Origin of the sequence: Actinomadura livida, from assembly GCF_014648675.1 — a bacterium.
Lineage (GTDB): Bacteria > Actinomycetota > Actinomycetes > Streptosporangiales > Streptosporangiaceae > Spirillospora > Spirillospora livida.
On record NZ_BMRO01000001.1, the window covers coordinates 399,424 to 420,625 of the forward strand.

At 72.7% G+C, this 21,202-nt stretch carries 18 protein-coding genes; 11 read left to right on the forward strand and 7 right to left on the reverse strand.

All coding sequences use genetic code 11. The annotated features are described in order from the left end of the window. The first annotated feature begins 3 nt into the window (after window positions 1-3). Both IEZ03_RS01680 and IEZ03_RS01685 read left to right on the forward strand, forming a co-directional pair. Window positions 4-1,182 (forward strand): enolase C-terminal domain-like protein, encoded by a 1,179-nt coding sequence (locus tag IEZ03_RS01680; protein ID WP_184882756.1) that lies wholly within the window; start codon window positions 4-6, stop codon window positions 1,180-1,182. Continuing rightward, entirely contained in the window at window positions 1,179-2,099 is a 921-nt protein-coding gene (locus tag IEZ03_RS01685) for a ketopantoate reductase family protein (protein ID WP_184882754.1), read from the forward strand. The genes IEZ03_RS01680 and IEZ03_RS01685 overlap by 4 nt, the downstream gene beginning before the upstream one ends. A 30-nt stretch (window positions 2,100-2,129) precedes the next feature. On the opposite strand, the gene IEZ03_RS01690 is transcribed toward IEZ03_RS01685, so the two are convergent. The 6 genes from IEZ03_RS01690 to IEZ03_RS01715 all read right to left on the reverse strand — a co-directional run bounded on the left by IEZ03_RS01690 (window position 2,130) and on the right by IEZ03_RS01715 (window position 8,288). Then, the gene (locus IEZ03_RS01690) at window positions 2,130-2,492 is read right to left on the reverse strand and encodes a hypothetical protein (protein WP_132051399.1); all 363 of its coding nucleotides are present in this window, start codon (window positions 2,490-2,492) and stop codon (window positions 2,130-2,132) included. Window positions 2,493-2,592: 100 nt separating this feature from the next. Further along, window positions 2,593-3,840: an ABC transporter permease gene (locus IEZ03_RS01695; RefSeq protein WP_184882752.1), complete on the reverse strand. Its 1,248-nt coding sequence runs from the start codon at window positions 3,838-3,840 to the stop codon at window positions 2,593-2,595. Next, entirely contained in the window at window positions 3,837-4,520 is a 684-nt protein-coding gene (locus tag IEZ03_RS01700) for an ABC transporter ATP-binding protein (protein WP_184882750.1), read from the reverse strand. Before IEZ03_RS01700 ends, IEZ03_RS01695 begins: the two co-directional genes overlap by 4 nt. Continuing rightward, window positions 4,517-5,413 (reverse strand): peptidoglycan-binding protein, encoded by an 897-nt coding sequence (locus tag IEZ03_RS01705; RefSeq protein ID WP_229807920.1) that lies wholly within the window; start codon window positions 5,411-5,413, stop codon window positions 4,517-4,519. Before IEZ03_RS01705 ends, IEZ03_RS01700 begins: the two co-directional genes overlap by 4 nt. A gap of 143 nt (window positions 5,414-5,556) precedes the next feature. Next, window positions 5,557-5,922 (reverse strand): hypothetical protein, encoded by a 366-nt coding sequence (locus IEZ03_RS01710; protein ID WP_184882748.1) that lies wholly within the window; start codon window positions 5,920-5,922, stop codon window positions 5,557-5,559. 212 nt (window positions 5,923-6,134) lie between these two features. Next, window positions 6,135-8,288: an MMPL family transporter gene (locus tag IEZ03_RS01715; RefSeq protein ID WP_221480635.1), complete on the reverse strand. Its 2,154-nt coding sequence runs from the start codon at window positions 8,286-8,288 to the stop codon at window positions 6,135-6,137. 338 nt (window positions 8,289-8,626) lie between these two features. On the opposite strand from IEZ03_RS01715, the gene IEZ03_RS01720 reads away from it, so the two are divergent. The 4 genes from IEZ03_RS01720 (at window position 8,627) to IEZ03_RS01735 (ending at window position 12,209) form a co-directional block, all read left to right on the forward strand. Beyond that, complete coding sequence (locus IEZ03_RS01720) at window positions 8,627-9,514, forward strand: SMP-30/gluconolactonase/LRE family protein (RefSeq protein WP_221480634.1); 888 nt, start codon at window positions 8,627-8,629, stop codon at window positions 9,512-9,514. Window positions 9,515-9,599: 85 nt separating this feature from the next. Further along, window positions 9,600-10,280, forward strand: a complete 681-nt coding sequence (locus IEZ03_RS01725; protein ID WP_184882742.1) for a hypothetical protein — start codon at window positions 9,600-9,602, stop codon at window positions 10,278-10,280. Window positions 10,281-10,320: 40 nt separating this feature from the next. After that, window positions 10,321-10,980 (forward strand): response regulator transcription factor, encoded by a 660-nt coding sequence (locus IEZ03_RS01730; RefSeq protein ID WP_184882740.1) that lies wholly within the window; start codon window positions 10,321-10,323, stop codon window positions 10,978-10,980. Next, window positions 10,980-12,209, forward strand: a complete 1,230-nt coding sequence (locus IEZ03_RS01735; protein WP_229807921.1) for a sensor histidine kinase — start codon at window positions 10,980-10,982, stop codon at window positions 12,207-12,209. The genes IEZ03_RS01730 and IEZ03_RS01735 overlap by 1 nt, the downstream gene beginning before the upstream one ends. On the opposite strand, the gene IEZ03_RS01740 is transcribed toward IEZ03_RS01735, so the two are convergent. Then, window positions 12,206-14,032 carry an AMP-binding protein gene (locus IEZ03_RS01740; protein WP_229807922.1) on the reverse strand — a complete coding sequence of 609 codons (1,827 nt, stop codon included), beginning with the start codon at window positions 14,030-14,032 and terminating at the stop codon, window positions 12,206-12,208. The genes IEZ03_RS01735 and IEZ03_RS01740 overlap by 4 nt on opposite strands. Window positions 14,033-14,322: 290 nt before the next feature. Here IEZ03_RS01740 and IEZ03_RS01745 point away from each other — a divergent pair, with 290 nt between their 5' ends. The 5 genes from IEZ03_RS01745 to IEZ03_RS01765 all read left to right on the forward strand — a co-directional run bounded on the left by IEZ03_RS01745 (window position 14,323) and on the right by IEZ03_RS01765 (window position 21,187). Further along, window positions 14,323-15,525, forward strand: a complete 1,203-nt coding sequence (locus IEZ03_RS01745) for a thiolase family protein (RefSeq protein ID WP_184882736.1) — start codon at window positions 14,323-14,325, stop codon at window positions 15,523-15,525. A 50-nt stretch (window positions 15,526-15,575) separates the two neighbouring features. Further along, window positions 15,576-17,663: a 3-hydroxyacyl-CoA dehydrogenase NAD-binding domain-containing protein gene (locus tag IEZ03_RS01750; protein WP_229807923.1), complete on the forward strand. Its 2,088-nt coding sequence runs from the start codon at window positions 15,576-15,578 to the stop codon at window positions 17,661-17,663. A gap of 187 nt (window positions 17,664-17,850) precedes the next feature. Then, window positions 17,851-19,335 carry an amino acid permease gene (locus IEZ03_RS01755; protein ID WP_184882732.1) on the forward strand — a complete coding sequence of 495 codons (1,485 nt, stop codon included), beginning with the start codon at window positions 17,851-17,853 and terminating at the stop codon, window positions 19,333-19,335. Window positions 19,336-19,401: 66 nt separating this feature from the next. Beyond that, window positions 19,402-20,751, forward strand: coding sequence for an FAD-dependent oxidoreductase (locus tag IEZ03_RS01760; protein WP_184882730.1), 1,350 nt, complete (start codon window positions 19,402-19,404; stop codon window positions 20,749-20,751). Between the two features lie 70 nt (window positions 20,752-20,821). Beyond that, complete coding sequence (locus IEZ03_RS01765) at window positions 20,822-21,187, forward strand: hypothetical protein (protein ID WP_184882728.1); 366 nt, start codon at window positions 20,822-20,824, stop codon at window positions 21,185-21,187. The last annotated feature ends 15 nt before the right edge of the window (window positions 21,188-21,202 follow it).

A 21,202-nucleotide genomic window follows, 5' to 3' on the forward strand; every position in this document is an offset into this window, starting at 1 on the left:
GCCATGCGCATCATCGACGTCCGCGAGGTCGCGGTCCCTCTCCACGGAGACATCGGCAACTCCGTGGTGAACTTCGCCGAGCACACCGTCTCCCTGGTGGCCGTGCGGACCGACGTACGCCGGAACGGGCGTCCGCTCACCGGCATCGCCTTCAACTCGATCGGGCGCCACGCCCAGGGCGGCATCCTCCGCGACCGGATGGTCCCGCGGCTGCTCGCCGCCGACCCCGGCACGCTGCTCGACCCGGCGACCGGGCTGCTCTCGCCCGCCCGCGTGCTCGGGTGCGCCATGCGGAACGAGAAGCCCGGCGGCCACGGGGACCGCGCCGCGGCGGCCGGCGCCGTCGAGCTCGCGGTGTGGGACCTGCTGGCCAAGCACCACGACGAGCCGGCCCATGCCACCATCGCCCGGGCCTTCGGCCGCACGCCCGCGGTGACCGGCGTGCCCGTGTACGCCGCCGGGGGCTACTACCACCCGGACGACTCCCTGGACCGCCTCCGCGGCGAGCTCACCGGCTATGTGGACCAGGGCTACCCCGTGGTCAAGATCAAGATCGGCGGCGTGCCGCTGCCCGAGGACATGGCCCGCGTCGAGGCGGCCGTCGAGGTGATGGGCGGCGGGGACGGGGTCGCCGTCGACGCCAACGGACGCTTCGACCGCGACCGCGCCCTTGCCTACGCCACGGTCCTGTCCGATCTCGGCCTGCACTGGTACGAGGAGGCCGGCGACCCGCTCGACTACGCCCTGCACCGGGAACTGACCGAGGCCTACCCGGGGGCCATCGCCACCGGCGAGAACCTCTTCTCCGTCCAGGACGTGCGCAACCTGCTCACCTACGGCGGCGTACGCCCCGACCGGGACATCTTCCAGATGGACGCCGGGCTCAGCTACGGGCTGACCGAGTACGCCCGCATGATCGAGGCCATGGAGTCGCACGGCGTCGACCGGGCCCAGGCGTTCCCGCACGGCGGGCACCTGATCAACCTGCACGTCGCGGCCGGCCTGGGGCTGGGCGGCTGCGAGGCCTATCCCGGGGTCTTCGAGCCCTTCGGCGGCTACAGCCCGGACTGCCGGCTCTCCGGCGGCCTCGTCCACCCCGGCCAGGCGCCCGGGTTCGGCCTGGAGGCCAAGCCGGGACTCGACGGAGAGATCGCCGACCTCCTCAAGGAGCTGGACGCATGAAGATCTGCGTCGTCGGCTGCGGAGCCATGGGCTCCGTGTACGCCGCACGCCTGAGCCGCGCCGGCCACGAGGTCTCGGTGGTCGACAAGTGGCGGGACCACGTGGAGGCGATCGCCCGTGACGGGCTGCACGTCAGCGGACCCGACGGGGAGTTCCGCGCCGCGGTCGCGGCCCACGGCACCGCGCCCGCCGATCCCGTCGACCTCGTCGTCCTCGCCGTCAAGGCAGCCGACGTGCCCGCGGCCGCGGCCGGACTCGCCCCGCTGCTGGCGCCGGAGACCACCGTGCTGACCATCCAGAACGGGCTCGGGTCGGCCGACACCGTGGCCGGCGCGGTCGGCGCCGAACGCCTGGCCATCGGCATCGCCAGCGGCTTCGGCGCCGGCCTGAGCGGGCCGGGCCGGGTGCGGCACAACGCGATGCGCGCCCTGAGGTTCGGCGCCCACAGCTCCCTGCCGCCCGAACGGGTCGAGGATGTGGCGGCGGCCTGGCGGACGGCCGGCTTCGACGCGGCGGCCGTCGCCGACGTCATCGCGATGCAGTGGGAGAAGCTCATCTGCAACGTGGCCTACAGCGCCCCGTGCGCCCTGACCGGACTGACCGTGGGCGAGGTCCGCGACCATCCCGAGCTGTCCGTGACGAGCCAGGCCGCGGCGACCGAGGCGTGGGTGACCGCCCTGGCGCGCGGGGTGGCCGTCGACGTGCCGGACCCCGTGGAGCTGGTGCGCGACTTCGCCGCCCGGATGCCCGGTGCCGAGCCGTCGGCGCTGCTGGACCACAAGGCGCGCCGGACCAGCGAGATCGACGTGATCAACGGAGCGGTCCCCCGGGAGGCGGCCAAGGTGGGCCGCACGGCACCGGTCAACCAGGCGCTGACCGCCCTCGCCCGCCATCGCGAGGCCGCCTGGCGCCGGTGACCCCGCCGCCCGGCCCGCGGGGCCGCCTGTCTAGAGGTCCGGCAGGGGGTCCTTGGGCAGGCTGTCGCGGTCGAAGATCTCGGCGTCGGCCGCGTTGACGACCGCGACGTACTCGTCGTCCACCTCGAAGACCGCGCCGGCGAACTCGAACGAGGCGCCGGCGCCGGTCTCCACCGGCCCGATGCGGGTGCCGCGGGGGTAGCTGCCCCACACGGTCTTCGGCGTGCTGCGGCTCATCGCGCCGGTGGAGATCACCGCGATCTGGTCGTCGGTGACGACGAAGATGAACCCCGCCCCGCCGCCGTAGGACGTCGCGGGGAAGATGTAGCGGATCTCTCCGTCGATCCCGAGGAACTCCCGGCAGCGCTCGCGCAGCGGGCGTGTCACCGGCATGGCTGTTCAGGCACCTCCCGGACGGGACATCGGTCGCCCTCACAATCATGCCCCCGTGCGTCGGAACGACGCCAGTGCCGATGCCGGGGCGGCTCCGGGGTCAGGCCGCGGCGAGCGCCGTCGTCGGGGGCAGCCGCGCCGCGCGCATCGCCGGGTACAGGCCCGCGGCGGTGCCGATCGCGAGGGTCGCGGCGAGCGCGCCGCCGAGCGCCCAGACGGGCACGACCGGCGGCCACCCCTTCCACAGCGCGAACCCGGCCGTCACCGCCGCGCCCGCCGCGGTCCCGGCGGCGCCGCCGAACGCCGACAGCAGCAGCGACTCGGCGAGGAACTGCACCCGCACCTGCCCGCGCGTCGCGCCGAGCGACCGGCGCAGCCCGATCTCCCGGCGCCGCTCCAGCACCGAGATCACCATCGTGTTCGCGACCCCGACGCCGCCGACCAGCAGCGCGACGGCGCCGAGCCCGAGCAGCAGCCCGGTGAACGCGCCCTCGGCCGCCGCCCTGGCCTCCAGCGCGTCCGAGGGGCGGCCGACCTCGATCTCCTCGGGACGCTCGGGGCTGACCGTCCGGGCGAGGACGCTCCTGACGTCGCCGACCGCCGCGTCCGCCGACCGCTCGTAGATCGTCGTCGGATGCCCGTCGAAGCCCAGGTACCGCTGCGCGGCGTCCCAGCCGACGAGGACCGACCGGTCGATCTCGGGCGCCAGTTCGGCGGGCCGCAGCACCCCGAGTACGGTGAACCACCGCCCACCGTCCTCCAGCCCCCGCCCACCACCAACCAAAGGACGAGCTCCGCTCGACGCATCGATCCATACCCGGCCGCCGGCCTGCTCCACCCCGAGCCTCCGCGCCGCCAGGTCGCCGAGCACGACGCCCGGGTAGCGGGCCGTGGCCGAGTTGAGCCAGGCGCCGCTCGCCGTCCCGACCTCCAACGTGTCCAGCAGCTCGATCGTCGCGGCCTGCACCGCGATCCCGTGCGTGACCTCCTCCGGGATCATGCCGGTGCGGCGGACGGTCGCGTCCATCGACCCGGTCGCGCCGACCGCCGTGACGGACCCGATCCTCCGGACCATCTCCGGCGCCGTCTCGGGCAGCTCCGCCTTCTCGCCGAACAGCGTGTCGCCGGGCTTCACCGTCAGCAGGTTCGTGCCGAGCCGGTCGAGGCGCCGCAGCAGGTCCTCCTTGCCGGACGACGAGATCCCGATGACCGCGACCATCGTCGCGATCCCGATCGCGAGGCCGAGCGCGGAGAGCACCACCCGGGCCGGACGCGCCCGCAGCCCGCCGAGACCCACGCGGAGCACGTCAGCCGCACCAAGCCGCCCCGGCGACAGTTCGTCCTTCATCGGCTGCTCGCCCCCGCCCGCTCGTCGGCGACGATCAGCCCGTCCCTGACCCGCACCCTGCGCGGCGCCCGGGCCGCGACCTCCGCATCGTGCGTGATGATCGCGACGGTCGTGCCGGCGCGGTTCAGCTCGTTCAGCAGGGCCAGCACGCCGGCGCCCGCGGCGGAATCGAGATTGCCGGTCGGCTCGTCGGCCAGCAGGAGGTCCGGTTCGCCGACCACCGCCCGTGCCACCGCGACCCGCTGCTGCTCACCGCCCGACAGCTCGTGCGGCCGGTGCCCGATCCGCTCCCCCAGCCCGACCCGCTCCAGCGCCGCCCGCGCCCGCTCCCGGCGCTCCCGCAGCCCCGTACCGCTGTAGAGGAGGCCGTCCGCGACGTTGTCGAGGGCGCTCACCCCCGCGGCCAGGTGGAACTGCTGGAACACGAACCCGATGTGCCGTGCCCGCAGCGCCGACAGCTCCCGATCATGAAGCCCCGACACGTCATGCCCTGCGACCTTCACGCTCCCTGCGGTCGGGCGGTCCAATGTCCCGATCATGTGCAGCAGCGTCGACTTCCCGGACCCGGACGGCCCCGCGATCGCGGCCATCTCCCCCCGCGCGATCGCCAGGTCGACGCCCCGCAGCGCCACCACGCCCGGGTACTCCTTGGTCACCCCGGCCAGCTCGACGATGTTCATGCCGCAGGCACCCCGACCTTCATGCCCTCGCGGAGCCCGCCGCCGACCTCGACCCGCCCGCCGCCGAACGCCCCGACGTCCACCGGGACGAGCCGCCGCCCCGTCCCGTCCACGACCTCGACACCGAAACCGCCCTCCCGCAGCGCCAGCAACGCCTCCACGGGCACCGACAGGACGTCCTTCCTCCGCTCGCTCTCCAGCTTGACGCTCACGGGCGCCTCGTCCAGCCGCCCCGTCTCCGCGTCCCCCAGCGAGATCTCGACGTCGACCGTGGTCTTCTCGTCCTGCCCGGACCCGCTGCTCTGCGCGACTCTGCCGACCTCGGCGATCTTCCCCGTGACCGTCCGGCCCCCGGGCAGTTCCACCGCGACGGCCGCGCCCTCCTCGGCCAGTTCCTGCTTGTCGGCGTCCAGATCCACCTGAACGACCCGCCGGGTCCCGGCCACCGTCAGGGCCGGCTGCCCCTGGACGGCCCGCTTCCCCTCGGGCGCCTTGACCTCACGCACGAGCACGGCCCCGCTCAGGAACACCACGTGCTGCGGCCCGACCGTCCCGGTCTCCGCCAGGCCCCGCTCGTCCTGCCACTCCTTCACCGCGGCCTCGGTCGCCGCGGTGAACTCCTCGTCCACGGTCATGCCGCCATGCCCGAGGGCACGCAGGTTGCGTTCGAGCTGGCGCACGTCCTTGCCCGAATCCCCGACCCGGAGCGTGCGGTACATGGGACTGCCGCCGTACATGAGCGTGACCGGCTTCCCGGCCACCCGGAGCAGCGGCTCCCCCCGCTCGATGGTCGCCCCCTGCTTCGGCGCCCACGTCACCACACCCGACACGCCTGCCCACACCTCACGAACGCCCCCATATGTGAGCCGCCCGTCGACCGTCTCGGTATCCACGAGATCACCCCGGCGCACCTCAACCGTGTCCACTCGCGTCTCCTGCCCGACCTCCGCCCCCTGACCGTCCGCCGTCAGGGCCAGCACTCCCCCGCCCGCGACCACCACGAGCCCGGCGCAACCGCCCACGACCAAGAGCCGCCTCACTTCCCGGCCCCCGGAAGGTCGAGCCTGCACTTCTCCCGGGCCTTCTCCAGCGCGCCCCGGTCGATCTCCTCGGCCGGAAGCCTCAACTCCCCATCGGGCCCCGGATCGGGAATGTCCACCCCGTTCTCCCGCATGCACTGCGCGAACTCGACGTACCGGTCACGCACCTCGGGATCCTTCAGATCGGGCATCACCCCGCCGGCCTGAAGCCAGGACCGGCACTTCTCCAGCGCCGCCTCCAACTTCTTCCGATCGGTCCCCTCCCCCAGCCGCTTCGCCCCCGCGTCCCCGGCCCCCGGATCGGGGACGTCCACCCCGTTCTCCCGCATGCACTGCGCGAACTTCAGCCGAGCGTCCTCCACCGAAACCGACCGCCCAGCCGACGCCCCGGCTCCACCACCATCACCGCCCCCGCACCCAACAAGCCCGAACACGACCAGAACCGCGACAACCGCCACCCGAACACCCATCAAGACCTCCCCGCCGAAGACACCCGCCCCGACGAGCCCCCACAAAACCCACCCCCGCGTTAAACCCGCATTAGGCGTGGGGGTGGGTTGTGGGGGTGTGGGGGTCAGGTGGTGGCGTGTTCGGGGAGGTGGGGGTGGGTTGGGTGGTGGGGGCTTGGGGGGCGGCGGGTGGGGAGCCACCAGTTGGCCTTGCCGAAGAGTTCCATTACTGCGGGGACGAGGATCAGGCGGACGATGGTGGCGTCGATCAGGACGGCGACGGCCATGCCCAGGCCTCCCTGTTTGACCGCTAGGTCGGGGCCTAGGAGGGAGGTGGTGAAGACGGCGACCATGATGGCGGCGGCGGCCGTGATCACACGGGCGGTGCGTGCCAGGCCTTGGGCCACGGCCGTGCGGGTGTCACCGGTTCGGTCGTACTCCTCGCGGACGCGTGAGATCAGGAAGACCTGGTAGTCCATCGAGAGGCCGAACAGGACCGGGAACATCATCATCGGGACCCACGTCGTCACCGGCATGGCGGCGGGAAAGCCGAGGGTCGGGCCCAGCCAGCCCCACTGGACGACCGCCACCACCACGCCGTAGGCGGCGCCGATGGACAGCAGGTTCATGACGGCGGCCTGCAGGGCGATCGTGACCGATCGGACCAGTGCGATCAGCAGCACCATGGACATCGCGATCACGACCGCGATCATCAGGGGCAGGCGCCGGCCGGATTCCTCGGCGGCGTCGATGGTGCCGGCGTTCGGTCCGCCTAGGAGGACCTGGTCGCCGCCGGGTGTGCGGGGCAGTACGTCGTCGCGGAGCTCGTGCACCAGGTCCGCGGTCGCCTCGTCCTGGTAGCCGGTCTTGGGGAAGGCCATGAAGGTGACGGCTCGGCCGTCCTTGCTGACTCTGAGGGGGGTTGCGTGGGCGATGCCCTCGGTGCCGGCGACCGCTTCGACGACGGGGTGCAGGTCGGCGTCCGTTTCGGCGGCGAAGATCAGGGGTGCTCCGTAGCCCGGGCCGAAGCCCTCGGAGAGGATCTCGTGCGAGATGTAGCTGCTCCTGTCGCGCGGCTGGACGCTGGCGTCGGGCTGGCCGAGCCGCATCGACAGCGTCGGGACGGCCAGCACCAGCAGGCTTGAGCCGGCGAGGAGCGCGGCGAGCAGCGGCCTGCGCTGCACCACGCCGGCCCAACGCTCGGCGAGGGTACGGCGGTCCGGGGACGGTGCCCGGCGGGACGCGCGGCGCGGGAGGCGCAGGGAGTTGATCTTGTATCCGGTGAAGCCCAGGAAGGCGGGCAGCAGCGTCACCGCGGCGATCATCGTGAGCAGCACCGTGATCGACGTGGCGACGGCCACCCCGGTCATCAGCCGCTGCCCCATGACGACCAGGCCCATCAGCGCGATCACGACGGTCGTGCCGGCGAACAGCACCGCGCGGCCCGCGGTGGTGACGGCCGCGACGGTGGCGGTCTCGGGGTCATCGCCGTCCGCGAGGACGTCCTTGTAGCGGGTCACGATGAACAGGGCGTAGTCGATGCCGACACCGAGCCCGATCATCGCGCCGAAGAGCAGGGTGAAGTTCGGCGCGGGGATCACGTGGCCCGCCAGCTTCGTCAGCGCGAGGCCGCCCGCGATCGCCAGGAGCGCGGTCACGATCGGCAGGCCCATCGCCACCAGCGACCCGAAGGCGATGAAGAGGATCACCGAGGCCGCCAGGATGCCCACGCCTTCGGCCGGACCCTGCGGAGGCGTCTCGGCCTTCTCCGCCATGTATCCGCCGAGCCCGAGCGTGACGCCGTTTCCGGAGGCGTCCTTGACCGTGTCCACCAAGGGTTCGACCTCGGACTTCTTCACGTCCGTGTCGCTCAGCGGAATGGTCATTCGGGCTATGCGACGATCCTCGGTCACGAGGTTTCGGTCCTGGTACGGCGAGACCACGGGGCCGGTGACGGGTGACGCGGCGAGTTCGGCGACGACCTTGTCGATCTTCTGCCGGACGGCGGGGTCGTCGATTCCCCGGTCGGCCTTTATCGCAAGGGTCAGCGTGTCCCCTTGCTGTTCGGGGAAATGCTTCTCGATCAGTTGCTGCGCCTTGGCGGAGCCGGAGTCCCCGCCGGAGAAATCGTTGTCGGGTGCGGCGCCGTAGCCGAACCCGGCGAACGCCACGGCGGCCACGCCGGCGATCCAGGCCAGGAGGACCAGGCGGCGGCGCCGGTGGCAGAACCTGGCCAGTCCCGCCAGAACCCCGTCCGTGGCGGGCTTCTTGGTTCTCATCATTTTCTCACTTCGAGCTTGGCGAAATCTGTTTCGTTTCGGAGGTCTGCGGGCCGATCATGCCTGCCGATCGCATTGCTCGTCGTCCGCCGTGCGCAGGCAATTCGCCCTACGGCCAATGACGCATCGCGCTGCCGCGGAAATGGCAGGTGGCGCGAAAGTACTGCGTTCGCGGTAGATGCCGGCTCGTCCGTGCGCAGGAGCCGCGGCGTGGATTGCTGCAACGGATCGACCGCGTGCGACCTGGCATTTCTCGCGTGCGGGCAAGCTTGGGTCTGGTGTGCGGGAGCGGGCCAAGGGACGTTGGTGGCATGTGGTCTCGACTTCTCCTTGCTGGATTGACGGTCGGTCTCCTGGTGCCGCTCGGAGGCCCTGCGCACGGCGGCACCGTGCACGGCGAACACGGGCGGTCGCCGGATCGGATCGCGCTTCCGGACGGGTTCCAGCCCGAGGGGATCGCGACCGGTCCCGGGGCGGTGGCGTTCTTCGGATCGCGGGCGACCGGCGCCATTTACCGCGCTGACCTGCGCACCGGAGAAGGCCGGGTCATCAGCCCGGGGCCGGGGACGCCCTCGCTCGGCATGAAGACACTGGGCCGCAAGCTGTTCGTCGCCGGTGGGACGGGTGGGGACGCGCGGGTCGTGGACACGCGGACGGGGCGCGTCCTGGAGTCCTACACGCTGACGGAGCGGCAGGCGTTCGTGAACGACGTCGTCATCACCCGAAGCGGGGCGTGGTTCACCGACTCCAGCAATCCGGTGCTGTACCGGGTTCCACTGCACGGGCACGGCCGGGTGAAGACCCTGCCGCTGAGCGGGGACATCGAGTTCGCTGAAGGGATCAACGCGAACGGCATCGTGGCGCTGCGGGGCGGGCGGTCGCTGCTCGTCGTCCAGTCCAACACGGGGAAGCTGTTCAAGGTCGATGCCCGGAGCGGGGCCGCCGAGGAGGTCGACCTGCACGGTGAGGTGCTGGCGAACGGGGACGGGCTGCTGCTGGAGGGGCGGACGCTGTACGCGGTGCAGAACCGGTTCAACACCGTCGCCGTGGTCGAGCTGAACGGGAAGGCGACGGAGGGACGTGTCGTGCGGCGGCTGACCGATCCGCGGTTCGACGTCCCGACCACGGTCGCGCGGTCCGGCCCGAAGCTGTACCTGCCGAACGCCCGCTTCACCACACCTCCCACCCCTGAAACGCCCTACGACGTCATCGCGATCCGGCCCTGACTTCTTGGCCCGCTGATAAATGCGGCGAGGGAACTGTGTGGTTCGGCGGAATCACGCGCGGGGCCCCTTCCGCGATAATCCATGCGTGCCCGCACCTCCGCTGAACGAGGACCTGCAGCTGGCCATGGCGCTCGAAGCGCCGCCGGCGGACGAGGCGAGCCGTGGCACCGGGCCGGCCGAGGACGCCGGGGAACCGCGCGGCGAGCGCCCGGAGCCGCCGGTGCGGCTGCACCGGTGGCTGGTGGCCGCCGGGGTCACCGCCGGGATCGTGCTCACCGCCGGGATGCTCGCCCTCTTCGAGTCGACGGACCGGGACGGGGCGGCCCCGGCCCCGCCGCCCGTGCCGTCGATCGCACCCGAGGCGCCGAGTCCCCCGCCGGCGCCGTCGCGGGAGAAGACGAAGGCGGCCTCCCCCACCAAGGAGGCCGAGCCTCCGAAGACGCCCAAGGCCCCCGGGCCCGGACGGCTGTCGGTCGACGATTCGGCCTGCCGCGGGGTGCAGCAGGTGCTCGGGCTCCCGACGCGGTGCACCATCCGGCTGAAGGCGACGGGCGGGCCGGTGAAGTGGTCGGTGGCGTCGGTCCGGTCGGAGGACGCGCGGATCAGCGCGGAGGGCGGCGGGAAGTTGGCGAAGGGGCGCGCGACGTCGGTCGAGGTGACGGTGCGGCCGCGGGTGCTGTGCTTCGTGGACGGGAGCGGCACCGGGACGGTGTCGTTCGCGCCGGGCGGTACCGCGACCGTCACCTACACCTGCTGGGAGCGCTGACTTACCGGCGCTTAACCCCCGGCCGGTCATGCTCGGGTCCATGCGCGTATTGATCGTCGAGGACGAGCATGTGCTGGCGGACGCGATCGCCGAGGGGCTCCGCGAGGAGGCGATGGCCGTCGACGTCGTGTACGACGGCGACGAGGCGCTGGAGCTGACCTCGTACAACGAGTACGACGTCGTGGTGCTCGACCGGGACCTGCCGGCCGTCCACGGCGACGAGGTGTGCCGGGAGCTGGTGGGGCGGCGCAGTCCGGGACGGATCCTGATGCTGACCGCGTCCGGCGACGTCGAGGACCGGGTGGCCGGGCTGTCGCTGGGCGCCGACGACTACCTGCCGAAGCCGTTCGTGTTCAGCGAGCTGGTGGCGCGGGTGCGGGCGCTGGCGCGCAGGTCCGGGCCGCCGGTTCCGCCCGTGCTGGAGCGGCGCGGCATCCGGCTGGACCCGCACCGGCGCAGGGTCGCGCGGGACGGCCGGGAGCTGCGGCTGACCAACAAGGAGTTCACGGTGCTGGAGGAGCTGCTGCGGGCGGAGGGCGGCGTGGTCAGCGCCGAGCGGCTGCTGGAGCGCGGGTGGGACGAGAACATCGACCCGTTCAGCAACATCGTCCGGGTGACGATGGCGACGCTGCGCCGCAAGCTGGGCGAGCCCCCGGTGATCGAGACGGTGACGGGCTCGGGATACCGGCTGGAGGCGTGATGAGGGCACTCGGGAGAGCGCCGGCCCTGAGCCTGCGGACGCGGCTGACGCTCGTGTACGGGTCGCTGTTCCTGATGACGTCGGCGCTGCTGGTCGCGGTGACGTACGTGCTCACCGTCCGGACGATGGACCAGGGCCTCACACGGTCCGGCGACGTGGACCCCGAGGCGTTCTCGCGGCTGCAGAGGCTGGCGGCGGAAGGGGGCCTGGCGTCGCAGGACGGGATCGCGCAGCTGATGGCGCTCCGGGAGGACGCCGACCGGCGGCTCGCCCAGCAGAAGCGCGACGTGCTGGAGCAGCTGCTGCAGAGCTCCGTGCTGCTGATGCTGGTCGTGGGCGTCCTCGCCGTGGTGATCGGGTACGTGGTCGCGGGGCGGATGCTGCGGCCGCTGCACCGGGTGACCGCGACGGCGCGGCGGCTGTCGGAGAGCACCCTGCACCAGCGGATCGCGCTGGACGGCCCGCAGGACGAGATCAAGGACCTCGCCGACACGTTCGACCGGATGCTGGACCGGCTGGACCGGGCGTTCGACGGCCAGCGCCGGTTCGTCGCCAATGCCTCGCACGAGCTGCGGACCCCGCTGACGATCAACCGGACGGTCCTGGAGGTCGCGCTGGCCAGCCGGAAGAACCCGCCGGAGACCAAGGCCCTCGCGGACGTGCTGCTCGGCAACACCGCGCGGCACGAGCGGCTGATCGACGGGCTGCTGACGCTCGCCCGGTCGGAGCGGGAGCCGGGTACGCGGGTCGCGACCCCCCTGCCGGACGTGGTGCGCAGCGCTCTCGACCAGCTCGACGACCGGGCCGTGGACGCGGAGGTGGACGTCGAGGCCAGGCTCGCGCCGGCCGCCGTGTCGGGCGATCCCGTCCTGCTGGAGCGCTGCGCGGTGAACCTGCTGGAGAACGCGCTGAAGTACAACGTGCGGGACGGGCGGGTGTGGGTCCGGACCGGCGTCCGGGACGGGGAGGCGTTCCTGCAGGTCGTCAACACCGGGCGGCCCGTGCCGTCCTACGAGGTCGGGTCGCTGTTCGAGCCGTTCCGGCGGCTGCGCGCGGACCGGACGGGGTCGCGCGACGGCGCGGGCCTCGGCCTGTCGATCGTCCGGGCGGTGGTGAACGCGCACGGCGGCGCGATCGATGCCGTCCCGCGGCCCGATGGCGGACTGTCCATCACCGTGCGGCTCCCGGTGTCCGTGGAACCGGCCATCGACGCCGCACGGCCCGCCTAACCCGCCTGGCCCGCGCCCAGGGGCGGCCATTCGACGCGGCCCTCCGGGGGCCGGCCGGGGGGCGCGGTGAGCCAGCGGTACACGACCTTGCCGGTGGCGTTGCGCGGCAGCTCGGGAAGGAAGCGCACGTCGCGCGGCACCGCGTACCGGGCGACCTGCTCGTGCACGTAGTCGCGGACGGCGTCCGCCTCCAGCCGGGCCCCGGGCCGCAGCACGATGTACGCGGCGAGCCGCTGCCCCCACTCGTCGTCCGGGACGCCGACGACCGCGACCTCGCCGACCTCCGGGAGCCGCAGCAGGGCGTCCTCCACGTCGCGCGGGACGACGTTCTCCCCGCCGGACACGACGAGGCCGTCGGCGCGGCCGTCCACGAACAGCAGGCCGCGGTGGTCGATGTGGCCGAGGTCGCCGGTGGCGAGCATCCCGTCGCGGACCTCCATCGGCTCGCCGCCGGTGTAGCCCTCGAACGGCAGCTCGTTCGCGGCGAAGATCTGCCCGATCGTGGAGCGGCCGGCCCGGCGCCCCTCGGCGTCGAGGATGGCGAGCGAGGTGTTGCGCGGCGGCCGCCCGGCGGTGCGCGGGTCGGTCCGCAGGTCGCGCGGGGTGGCGATGGACACCCAGGACGCCTCCGTGGAGCCGTAGACGTTGTAGAGGCGGTCGCCGAACTCGTCCATGAAGCGGGTGGCGAGGTCGCCGGGCAGCGCGGCCCCGCTGATCGCCACGATCCGCAGCGAGGACGCGTCGTGGAGGGCGCGGGTCCCGGGCGGCAGTTCGAGGATCCGCTGGAGCATCACCGGGACGGCGAACACGGTGGTCTCGCGGTGGGAGGTGATGGCCCGGAGCGTCTGCGCGGGGTCGAACCGCCGGTGCAGCACGACCGGCGCCCGCAGCGCCCACGCCATCTGCAGCGCTGCGTAGCCCCAGGTGTGGAACAGCGGCGCCTCGATGATCATCGTTTGCCGGGCGCGGAGCGGGATCCGGGACGTCATCGAGGCCAGCGGCCACAAGCCGGGGCGGGGCGGGCGGCGGGCGCCCTTCGGGCGTCCGGTGGTGCCGGAGCTGAGCATGATGGTGCGGCTCTGTATCTGCGGCGGCTTGGCGCCCGGACCGGACGCGGCGGCGTCCGCGGGCACCGAGCCGATGACCTCCTCGACGCTGGGCCCCTTCTCGGCCGGGGCCGGCGGCGCGGGCGGCGGGGGCTCGGGGGCGGTGCGCGGCGTGGGCGGCAGGGGCGGCAGCGTGTCGAGGGGAACGGGCGCGGCGAGCGGGACCTCCCGCGCCGGGCCCGGCCGCCGGTCGGCCCACAGGACGTTGCGGCGCAGCGCGACCGGCAGGCTGCGCAGCAGCGGGGCGAACTCGGCGTCGGCGACGATCAGGGTGGGGCGGAGCTCGCTGAGGACGGCGCTGAGCTGGCCCTTCCCGAAGCCGGTGTTGAGCAGGACGACCTCGGCGCCTCGCCTGCTGCAGGCGACGAGTGTCTCCACCATGCCCCGGTGGTTGCGGCACAGCACCCCGACGCGCGGCCGCGGGCCGTGCAGCGGCAGCCCGGCGGCAAGCCGCGCGGCGCGCTCGTCGAGCTCGCCGAAGGTGAGGGCGCCCTCGTCGTCGATCAGCGCGGGGCGCGACGGGGAGCGGGCGGCGGCCGCGGCGACGAGCCCGGCGAGGGTGGTGCCCCAGCGCCGCAGCGTGCCGATCTGCCGGAGGACGCGCCGCGGGCCGCCGGAGAACAGCAGCCCGGTGCGCAGCAGGAGCGCGGCGAGATCGCGGATATGCCCGATCCGGCGGCGTATCCCCGGCCGGTATGCGGGCCTCGCGTGCGTCACCGTGCCCTCCTCCGTCGAGCCACGGTACCCAGCCGCCACCGGCCGGACAAGGGCGCCCGGGGCCACACCCCGGTCAGTGGTTACTGACGAGTAGCATTTGTGGTTACCAGCGAGTAGCATCGCTGTCGCGGGTACTCGTGCCGCCGGGCGCCGCGCGTGTCGTAGCGAGCCGGCGCGCCGCCGAGAACCGGGCGCGCCTCCCGGCACCGGGCGGCACGAGCCCCGACACCTTCCCGGAGCCCGCCTCCACCCGGCCAAACCGCCACCGAACCCCAAGGGAGGACGACACCGTGCCTCGCAACGCACGCGACGTCGTGTTCGTCGACGGCGTACGCACACCGTTCGGCAAGGCCGGCCCCAAGGGCCTGTACGCGGAGACCCGCGCCGACGACCTGGTCGTCCGCGCGATCCGCGAGCTGCTGCGCCGCAACCCGTCCCTCCCGCCCGAGCGGGTCGACGAGGTCGCCATCGCCGCCACCACCCAGACCGGCGACCAGGGCCTGACCATCGGGCGGTCCGCCGCCGTGCTGGCCGGGCTGCCGAAGAGCGTCCCGGGCTACGCCATCGACCGGATGTGCGCGGGCGCGATGACCGCCGTCACCACGTCCGGCGCGGGCATCTCGTTCGGCTCCTACGACGTCGTCATCGCGGGCGGCGTCGAGCACATGGGACGGCACCCGATGGGCGAGGGCGTCGACCCGAACCCGCGGTTCCTCGCCGACCGGCTCGTCGACCCGTCCGCCCTGGTCATGGGCTCGACCGCCGAGAACCTGCACGACCGGTTCCCGGGCATCACCAAGGAGCGCGCGGACGCCTACGCCGTCCGCAGCCAGCAGAAGGTCGCCGCCGCCTACGCCGCCGGGAAGATCCAGCCGGACCTCGCGCCGACCGCGATCCGCTCGGCCGAGAAGGGCTGGGGGCTCGCGACGGAGGACGAGCCGCCGCGCCCGGGGACGACGCTGGAGAGCCTGGCCGCGCTGAAGACCCCGTTCCGGGTGCACGGCAACGTGACCGCGGGCAACGCCGCGGGCCTCAACGACGGCGCCACCGCCTGCCTGCTGGCCGCCGAGGACGTGGCCCGCAAGATCGGCCTCACCCCGCGGATGCGGCTCGTCGACTTCGCGTTCGCCGGGGTCGAGCCGGAGGTCATGGGCGTCGGGCCCGTCCCCGCCACCGAGAGGCTCCTTGCCCGCAACGCGCTGACGATGGACGACATCGGCCTCATCGAGATCAACGAGGCGTTCGCCGTGCAGGTGCTGGCGTTCCTGGAGCACTTCAAGATCGATGATGACGACGCGCGGGTGAACCCGTGGGGCGGCGCGATCGCCCTCGGCCACCCGCTCGCCTCGTCCGGCGTCCGGCTGATGAACCAGCTCTCGCGCCTGTTCGAGGAGCGCACGGACGTCCGGTACGGACTGACCACGATGTGCGTGGGCATGGGCATGGGCGGGACGGTCCTCTGGGAGAACGCGAACTGGGAGGGGACCGAATGAGCGACGCAGTCGTTCGGGGGGCCGGGGGGACCGCCCCCAGGGAGGGAACAGTGACTGGTCTTGCGGAACTCTTCGGCGACGAGGTCGTCACGCGCGCCTATGTCCGGGACGTGACCCTCCCGTACGGCGCGGGCACCCTCGCCCTCATCACGCTCGACAACGGCCACGACCACACGAAGCCGAACACATTCGGCCCGGGCGGGCTCGCGGACCTGAACGCCGCCCTCGACTCGATCGCCACGCGCGACGACATCGCGGCCGTCGGCGTCACCGGCAAGCCGTTCATCTTCGCCGTCGGCGCCGACCTCAACGGCGTCCCGCTCATCCGGACGCGGGAGGACGCGCACGCGATCGCCAGGCTGGGCCACGACGTGTTCCGGCGGCTCGGCGAGCTGGACGTCCCGTCGTTCGCCTACTACAACGGCGCGGCGATGGGGGGCGGTGTCGAGATCGGCCTGCACTGCACCTACCGGACGATCTCGTCCGGCGTCCCGGCGCTCGCGCTGCCCGAGACCTTCCTCGGGCTCGTGCCCGGCTGGGGCGGGACGTACCTGCTGCCGAACCTGATCGGCGCGGAGAAGGCGATCAAGGTCGTCATCGACAACCCGCTCGCGCAGAACCGCACGCTGAAGGGCCCGCAGGCGTACGAGCTGGGCATCGCCGACGCGATCTTCGACTCGGCCGACTTCCTGGAGGAGTCGCTGGCCTGGACGGCCCGCGTCCTGAACGGCGACATCACCATCCGGCGGCCCGAGGTCGACCGGGGCAAGGCGTGGGACGACGCGGTCGCGGCGGCCCGCTGGAACGTGGACGGCAAGCTCCACGGCGCCGCCCCGTCCTACACCCGCGCGCTCGACCTGATCGCCGCGGCGAAGGACCGCGACCGGGACGAGGGCTTCGCCGCCGAGGACGAGGCGCTGGCCGACCTCATCATGAGCGACGAGCTGCGCGCCGGCCTGTACGCGTTCGACCTCACCCAGAAGCGCGCCAAGAAGCCCGCCGGGGCGCCCGACAAGGCCCTGGCCCGCCCGGTCACCAAGGTCGGCGTCGTCGGCGCCGGGCTGATGGCCTCGCAGCTCGCGCTGCTGTTCGCGCGGCGCCTGGAGGTGCCGGTCGTGCTGACCGACCTCGACCAGGAGCGCCTCGACAAGGGCGTCGGCCACGCGCACGGCGAGATCGACAAGCTGCTCGGCAAGGGCCGCGTCTCCCCCGACAAGGCCAACCGGCTCAAGTCGCTCATCACCGGCTCGCTCGGCAAGGAGGCGTTCGCCGACGCCGACTTCGTCATCGAGGCCGTCTTCGAGGAGATGTCGGTCAAGAAGAAGGTGTTCGCCGAGGTCGAGGAGCACGTCTCCGCCGAGTGCGTCCTCGCGACCAACACCTCGTCGCTGTCGGTGAGCGAGATGGCGTCCGGGCTGCGGCACCCCGAGCGCGTGGTCGGCTTCCACTTCTTCAACCCCGTCGCGGTGCTGCCGCTGCTGGAGATCGTCCGGGGCGAGCGGACCGACGACGCGACGCTGGCGACCGCGTTCGCGACCGGCGCGCGGCTGAAGAAGTCGTGCGTGCTCGTCAAGGACGCGCCGGCGTTCGTCGTCAACCGCGTGCTGCTGCGGCTGCTCGCCGAGATCGTCCGCACGGTGGACGAGGGCACCCCGATCGAGGTCGCCGAGCGCTCCGTCGCGCCGCTGGGCCTGCCGATGCCGCCGTTCGTGCTGATGGGCCTGGTCGGGCCGGCGATCGCGCTGCACGTCAACGAGACCCTGCACGAGGCGTTCCCGGACCGGTTCCCGCTCTCGGACAACCTGGCGAAGCTGGTCGCGTCCGGCAAGACCGGCGTGTACCTGCCCGACTTCTCCCTCGACCCCGAGGCCGCGGAGATCTTCGGCGGCGGTACGAGCCCGTCCACCGAGGAGCAGGTCCGCGACCGGGCGCTCGACGCGCTCGCCGACGAGATCCGCATCATGTTGGACGAGGGCGTCGTCGCCGCCCCGCAGGACATCGACCTCTGCATGATCCTCGGCGCCGGATGGCCGTTCCACCTCGGCGGCGTCACGCCCTACCTCGACCGGTCGGGCGTCGCCGAGCGGGTCACCGGCCGCCGGTTCCTGGAGCCTGGGGTGGCCTCGCCGCCGGCCTGACCCGGCCGGCCACCCGGCCCGTCCGACCCCCGCCGCTCCCTCGGAAGGGCGTCCCGAACACCGTTCGGGACGCCCTTTTCCCGGCATTTCCCCAGTTCACGGGCACACCAAGGTTTCGTCGGCCATAAGTCGCGCACATATGGGCATACGCGTGACTGCCGCGACGATCACCAGGGGAGGCCGGAGGATGCACCTGCTGCGCACGAAGTCGGTCGAGCAGTCGATCCGCGACACCGAGGAGCCCACGCACCGGCTCCGGCGCGCGCTGGGGCCGCTGGACCTGACGGTATTCGGCGTCGGCGTGATCGTCGGGACCGGCATCTTCGTGCTGACCGGGCAGGTCGCCCGCGACAACGCGGGCCCCGCGGTCGCGCTGTCGTTCATCCTCGCCGCCCTGGTGTGCGGGCTGGCGGCGCTGTGCTACGCCGAGTTCGCCTCCACCGTCCCGGTCGCCGGGTCGGCCTACACGTTCTCGTACGCCACCCTCGGCGAGTTCCCCGCGTGGATCATCGGCTGGGACCTCATCCTGGAGATGGCGCTCGGCGCGGCGGTCGTCGCGGTCGGCTGGTCCGGGTACTTCGCCTCGCTGCTGGACGGCATCGGCGTCACGGTGCCGGAGGTGATCGCCGCGCCGCCCGGCGAGGGCGGGACGGTCAACGTCCCCGCCATCGCGCTGGTGCTGGCGGTGACCGCGCTGCTCGTGCTCGGCATCAAGATCTCCTCGATGGTCAACGCCGTGGTCGTTGCGATCAAGGTGGGGGTGGTGCTGCTGGTGATCTTCGCGGGGCTGTTCTTCGTCAAGGGCGCCAACTACGACCCGTTCATCCCGCCCTCGAAGTCGACACCGGAGGTCGGCGGGCTGGACGCGCCGCTGATGCAGGTGCTGTTCGGCCTCACGCCGGTCGCCTACGGCTGGCTCGGCATCTTCTCCGCCCTCGCGATCGTGTTCTTCGCCTACATCGGGTTCGACATCGTCGCCACCGCCGCCGAGGAGGCCAAGCGCCCGCAGCGGGACCTGCCGATCGGTCTCATCGGCTCGCTCGTCATCACGGCCGTCCTGTACGCGGCCGTCTCGACCGTCGTCGTCGGCATGCAGCACTACACGGAGCTGAGCACCGAGGCGCCCCTCGCGGACGCGTTCAAGGCCGCCGGGCACCCGGTGTTCGCCACCATCATCGACATCGGCGCCGTCGTCGGCCTCATCACCGTCGTGATGATCCTGCTGCTCGGGATGAGCCGGATCTTCTTCGCGCTGGCCCGGGACGGCCTGGTGCCGGGCTGGCTCTCGGTCGTCCACCCCCGGTTCGGCACGCCCTACCGGTCGACCGTCATCATGGGCGTGATCGTCGCGGTGCTCGCCGGGTTCATCCCGCTTGCCGAGCTCGCCACCCTCGTCAACATCGGCACGCTGTTCGCGTTCGTCGTCGTCTCGGCCGCCGTGATGATCCTGCGCCGCACCCGCCCGGACCTGCCGCGCGCGTTCCGCACGCCGCTCGTGCCGCTCGTCCCCGCCCTGTCCATCCTCGCCTGCCTGTTCGTGATGCTGAACCTCCCGGTGGAGACCTGGCTGCGGTTCCTCGTCTGGATGGTGATCGGGATCGTCATCTACGCCGCGTACGGGTACCGGAACAGCCGGCTCAGGGACGGCGCGGACCTTCCCATGAAGTCCTGACCAGCGGAGCGGCCCATACGGGGGTCCCTGTGTCATTCCGCGCGGCATGTGTGCAGAATGGCCCGCATGGGTTCTCCAGTTCGCGTCGCGGTGATCGGCTCGGGGCCGGCGGGCATCTACGCCGCCGAGGCCCTCGTCAAGCAGACGGACGGCGACGTCCGCGTCGACGTGTTCGACCGGCTGCCGACGCCCTACGGGCTGGTCCGCTACGGCGTCGCCCCCGACCACAAGTCCATCAAGTCGATCGCCCGGTACCTGCAGAAGGTGCTGGAGGACCCCGCCGTGCGGTTCTTCGGCTGCGTCGAGCTCGGCCGCGACATCAGCCGCGACGACCTGCTGGAGTGCTACGACGCCGTCATCTACTCCACCGGCGCGATGGTCGACCGGCACATGCGCGTCCCCGGTGAGGACCTGCCGGGCAGCATCGCCGCGACCGACTTCGTCAACTGGTACTGCGGACACCCCGACGCCGCCGACCACGTCTTCGACCTGGCGGTCGAGGAGGTCGCGGTCATCGGTGTCGGGAACGTCGCCGTGGACGTCGTCCGGATCCTCGCCAAGACGGCCGAGGAGCTGCGGGAGACCGACGTCCCCGAGCAGGTCATCGAGGCGCTGTCGCAGAGCCGGGTGAAGCGCGTCCACATGATCGGGCGGCGCGGCCCGGCGCAGGCGAAGTTCACCACCAAGGAGGCCCGCGAGCTGGGCGAGCTGCCCAACGCGAGCATCCACGTCAGCGCCGAGGACATGGAGCTCGACCCCGCCAGCGCCGAACTGGCCGAGAAGGACCGCAAGGTCGGCGGCAACGTCAAGGTCCTCAGGTCCTGGACGGAGGACCCGGGCGCCGCGCGCCCCCGGCACATCGACGTGCGGTTCTGGCGCGCCCCCGCCGAGATCATCGGCACCGACCGCGTCGAGGGGCTCCGGCTGGAGAAGACCCGGCTGGACGAGACGGGCCGCGTCACCGGCACCGGCGAGTTCGAGACGCTCCCCGTCGGCATGGTGCTGCGCTCGGTCGGCTACCAGAGCGTCCCGCTGGACGGCGTCCCGTTCGACGAGCGCTCCTACACCGTGCCGAACGAGGGCGGCCGCGTCATCGGCCCGGACGGCTCGCCCGTCCCCCGCGAGTACGTCGCCGGCTGGATCAAGCGCGGCCCGTCCGGCGTCGTCGGCACCAACAAGTCCGACGCGGCCGAGACCGTCCGCAACCTCCTGGAGGACCTCGGCGGGGCCGAGACCGGGCCGAAGCGCAACATCGAGGAGCTGCTGGAGGCGCGGGGGCTGCCCGTCGTCACCTACGACGACTGGCTCAAGCTCGACGCCGCCGAGGTCGCCCTCGCGCAGTCCCTGGACCGCGGCGAGCGCGTCAAGCTTGCCCGCTGGGAGGCGATGACGTCCGCGTGCCGCGGCGGGGATTGACCCGCCCCCCGCGAAGATCCCCCTCGCGGGGTAGTGACGGACGTGTGTCCAGGACGCTACGGTGCGGCCTGTGGCCGGCGGTCCAGAACTGTACGGGTTCCCTCCACCCGAGACCGTCCCCGACCTCAGGTGGCTGGGTCCCGACTACGTGTCCGTACTCGTGTACGACCTGACGCAGGGACTCCTGCGCCAGGACCCGCGCACGTCCGTCATGGGCGTGCGCTGTGAGGGCGCGCCCAGCCTCGCCCCAACGGTGGACCCGGCGGGCGTCATCCGCGCCCACGACGCGTGCTTCCCGCTCCAGGTCTACGTCCAGGACGGCAACGGGCGTCCCTGGCGCCTGCGCGGGCGATGGACGTACTCAGGCCGCGACCTGGGCACGACCGCAGCGTCCATCACCCACTTCTGGCACCTGGTCTCCGCCGAGGGCGTCTGACCGGCCCGGCCGGGG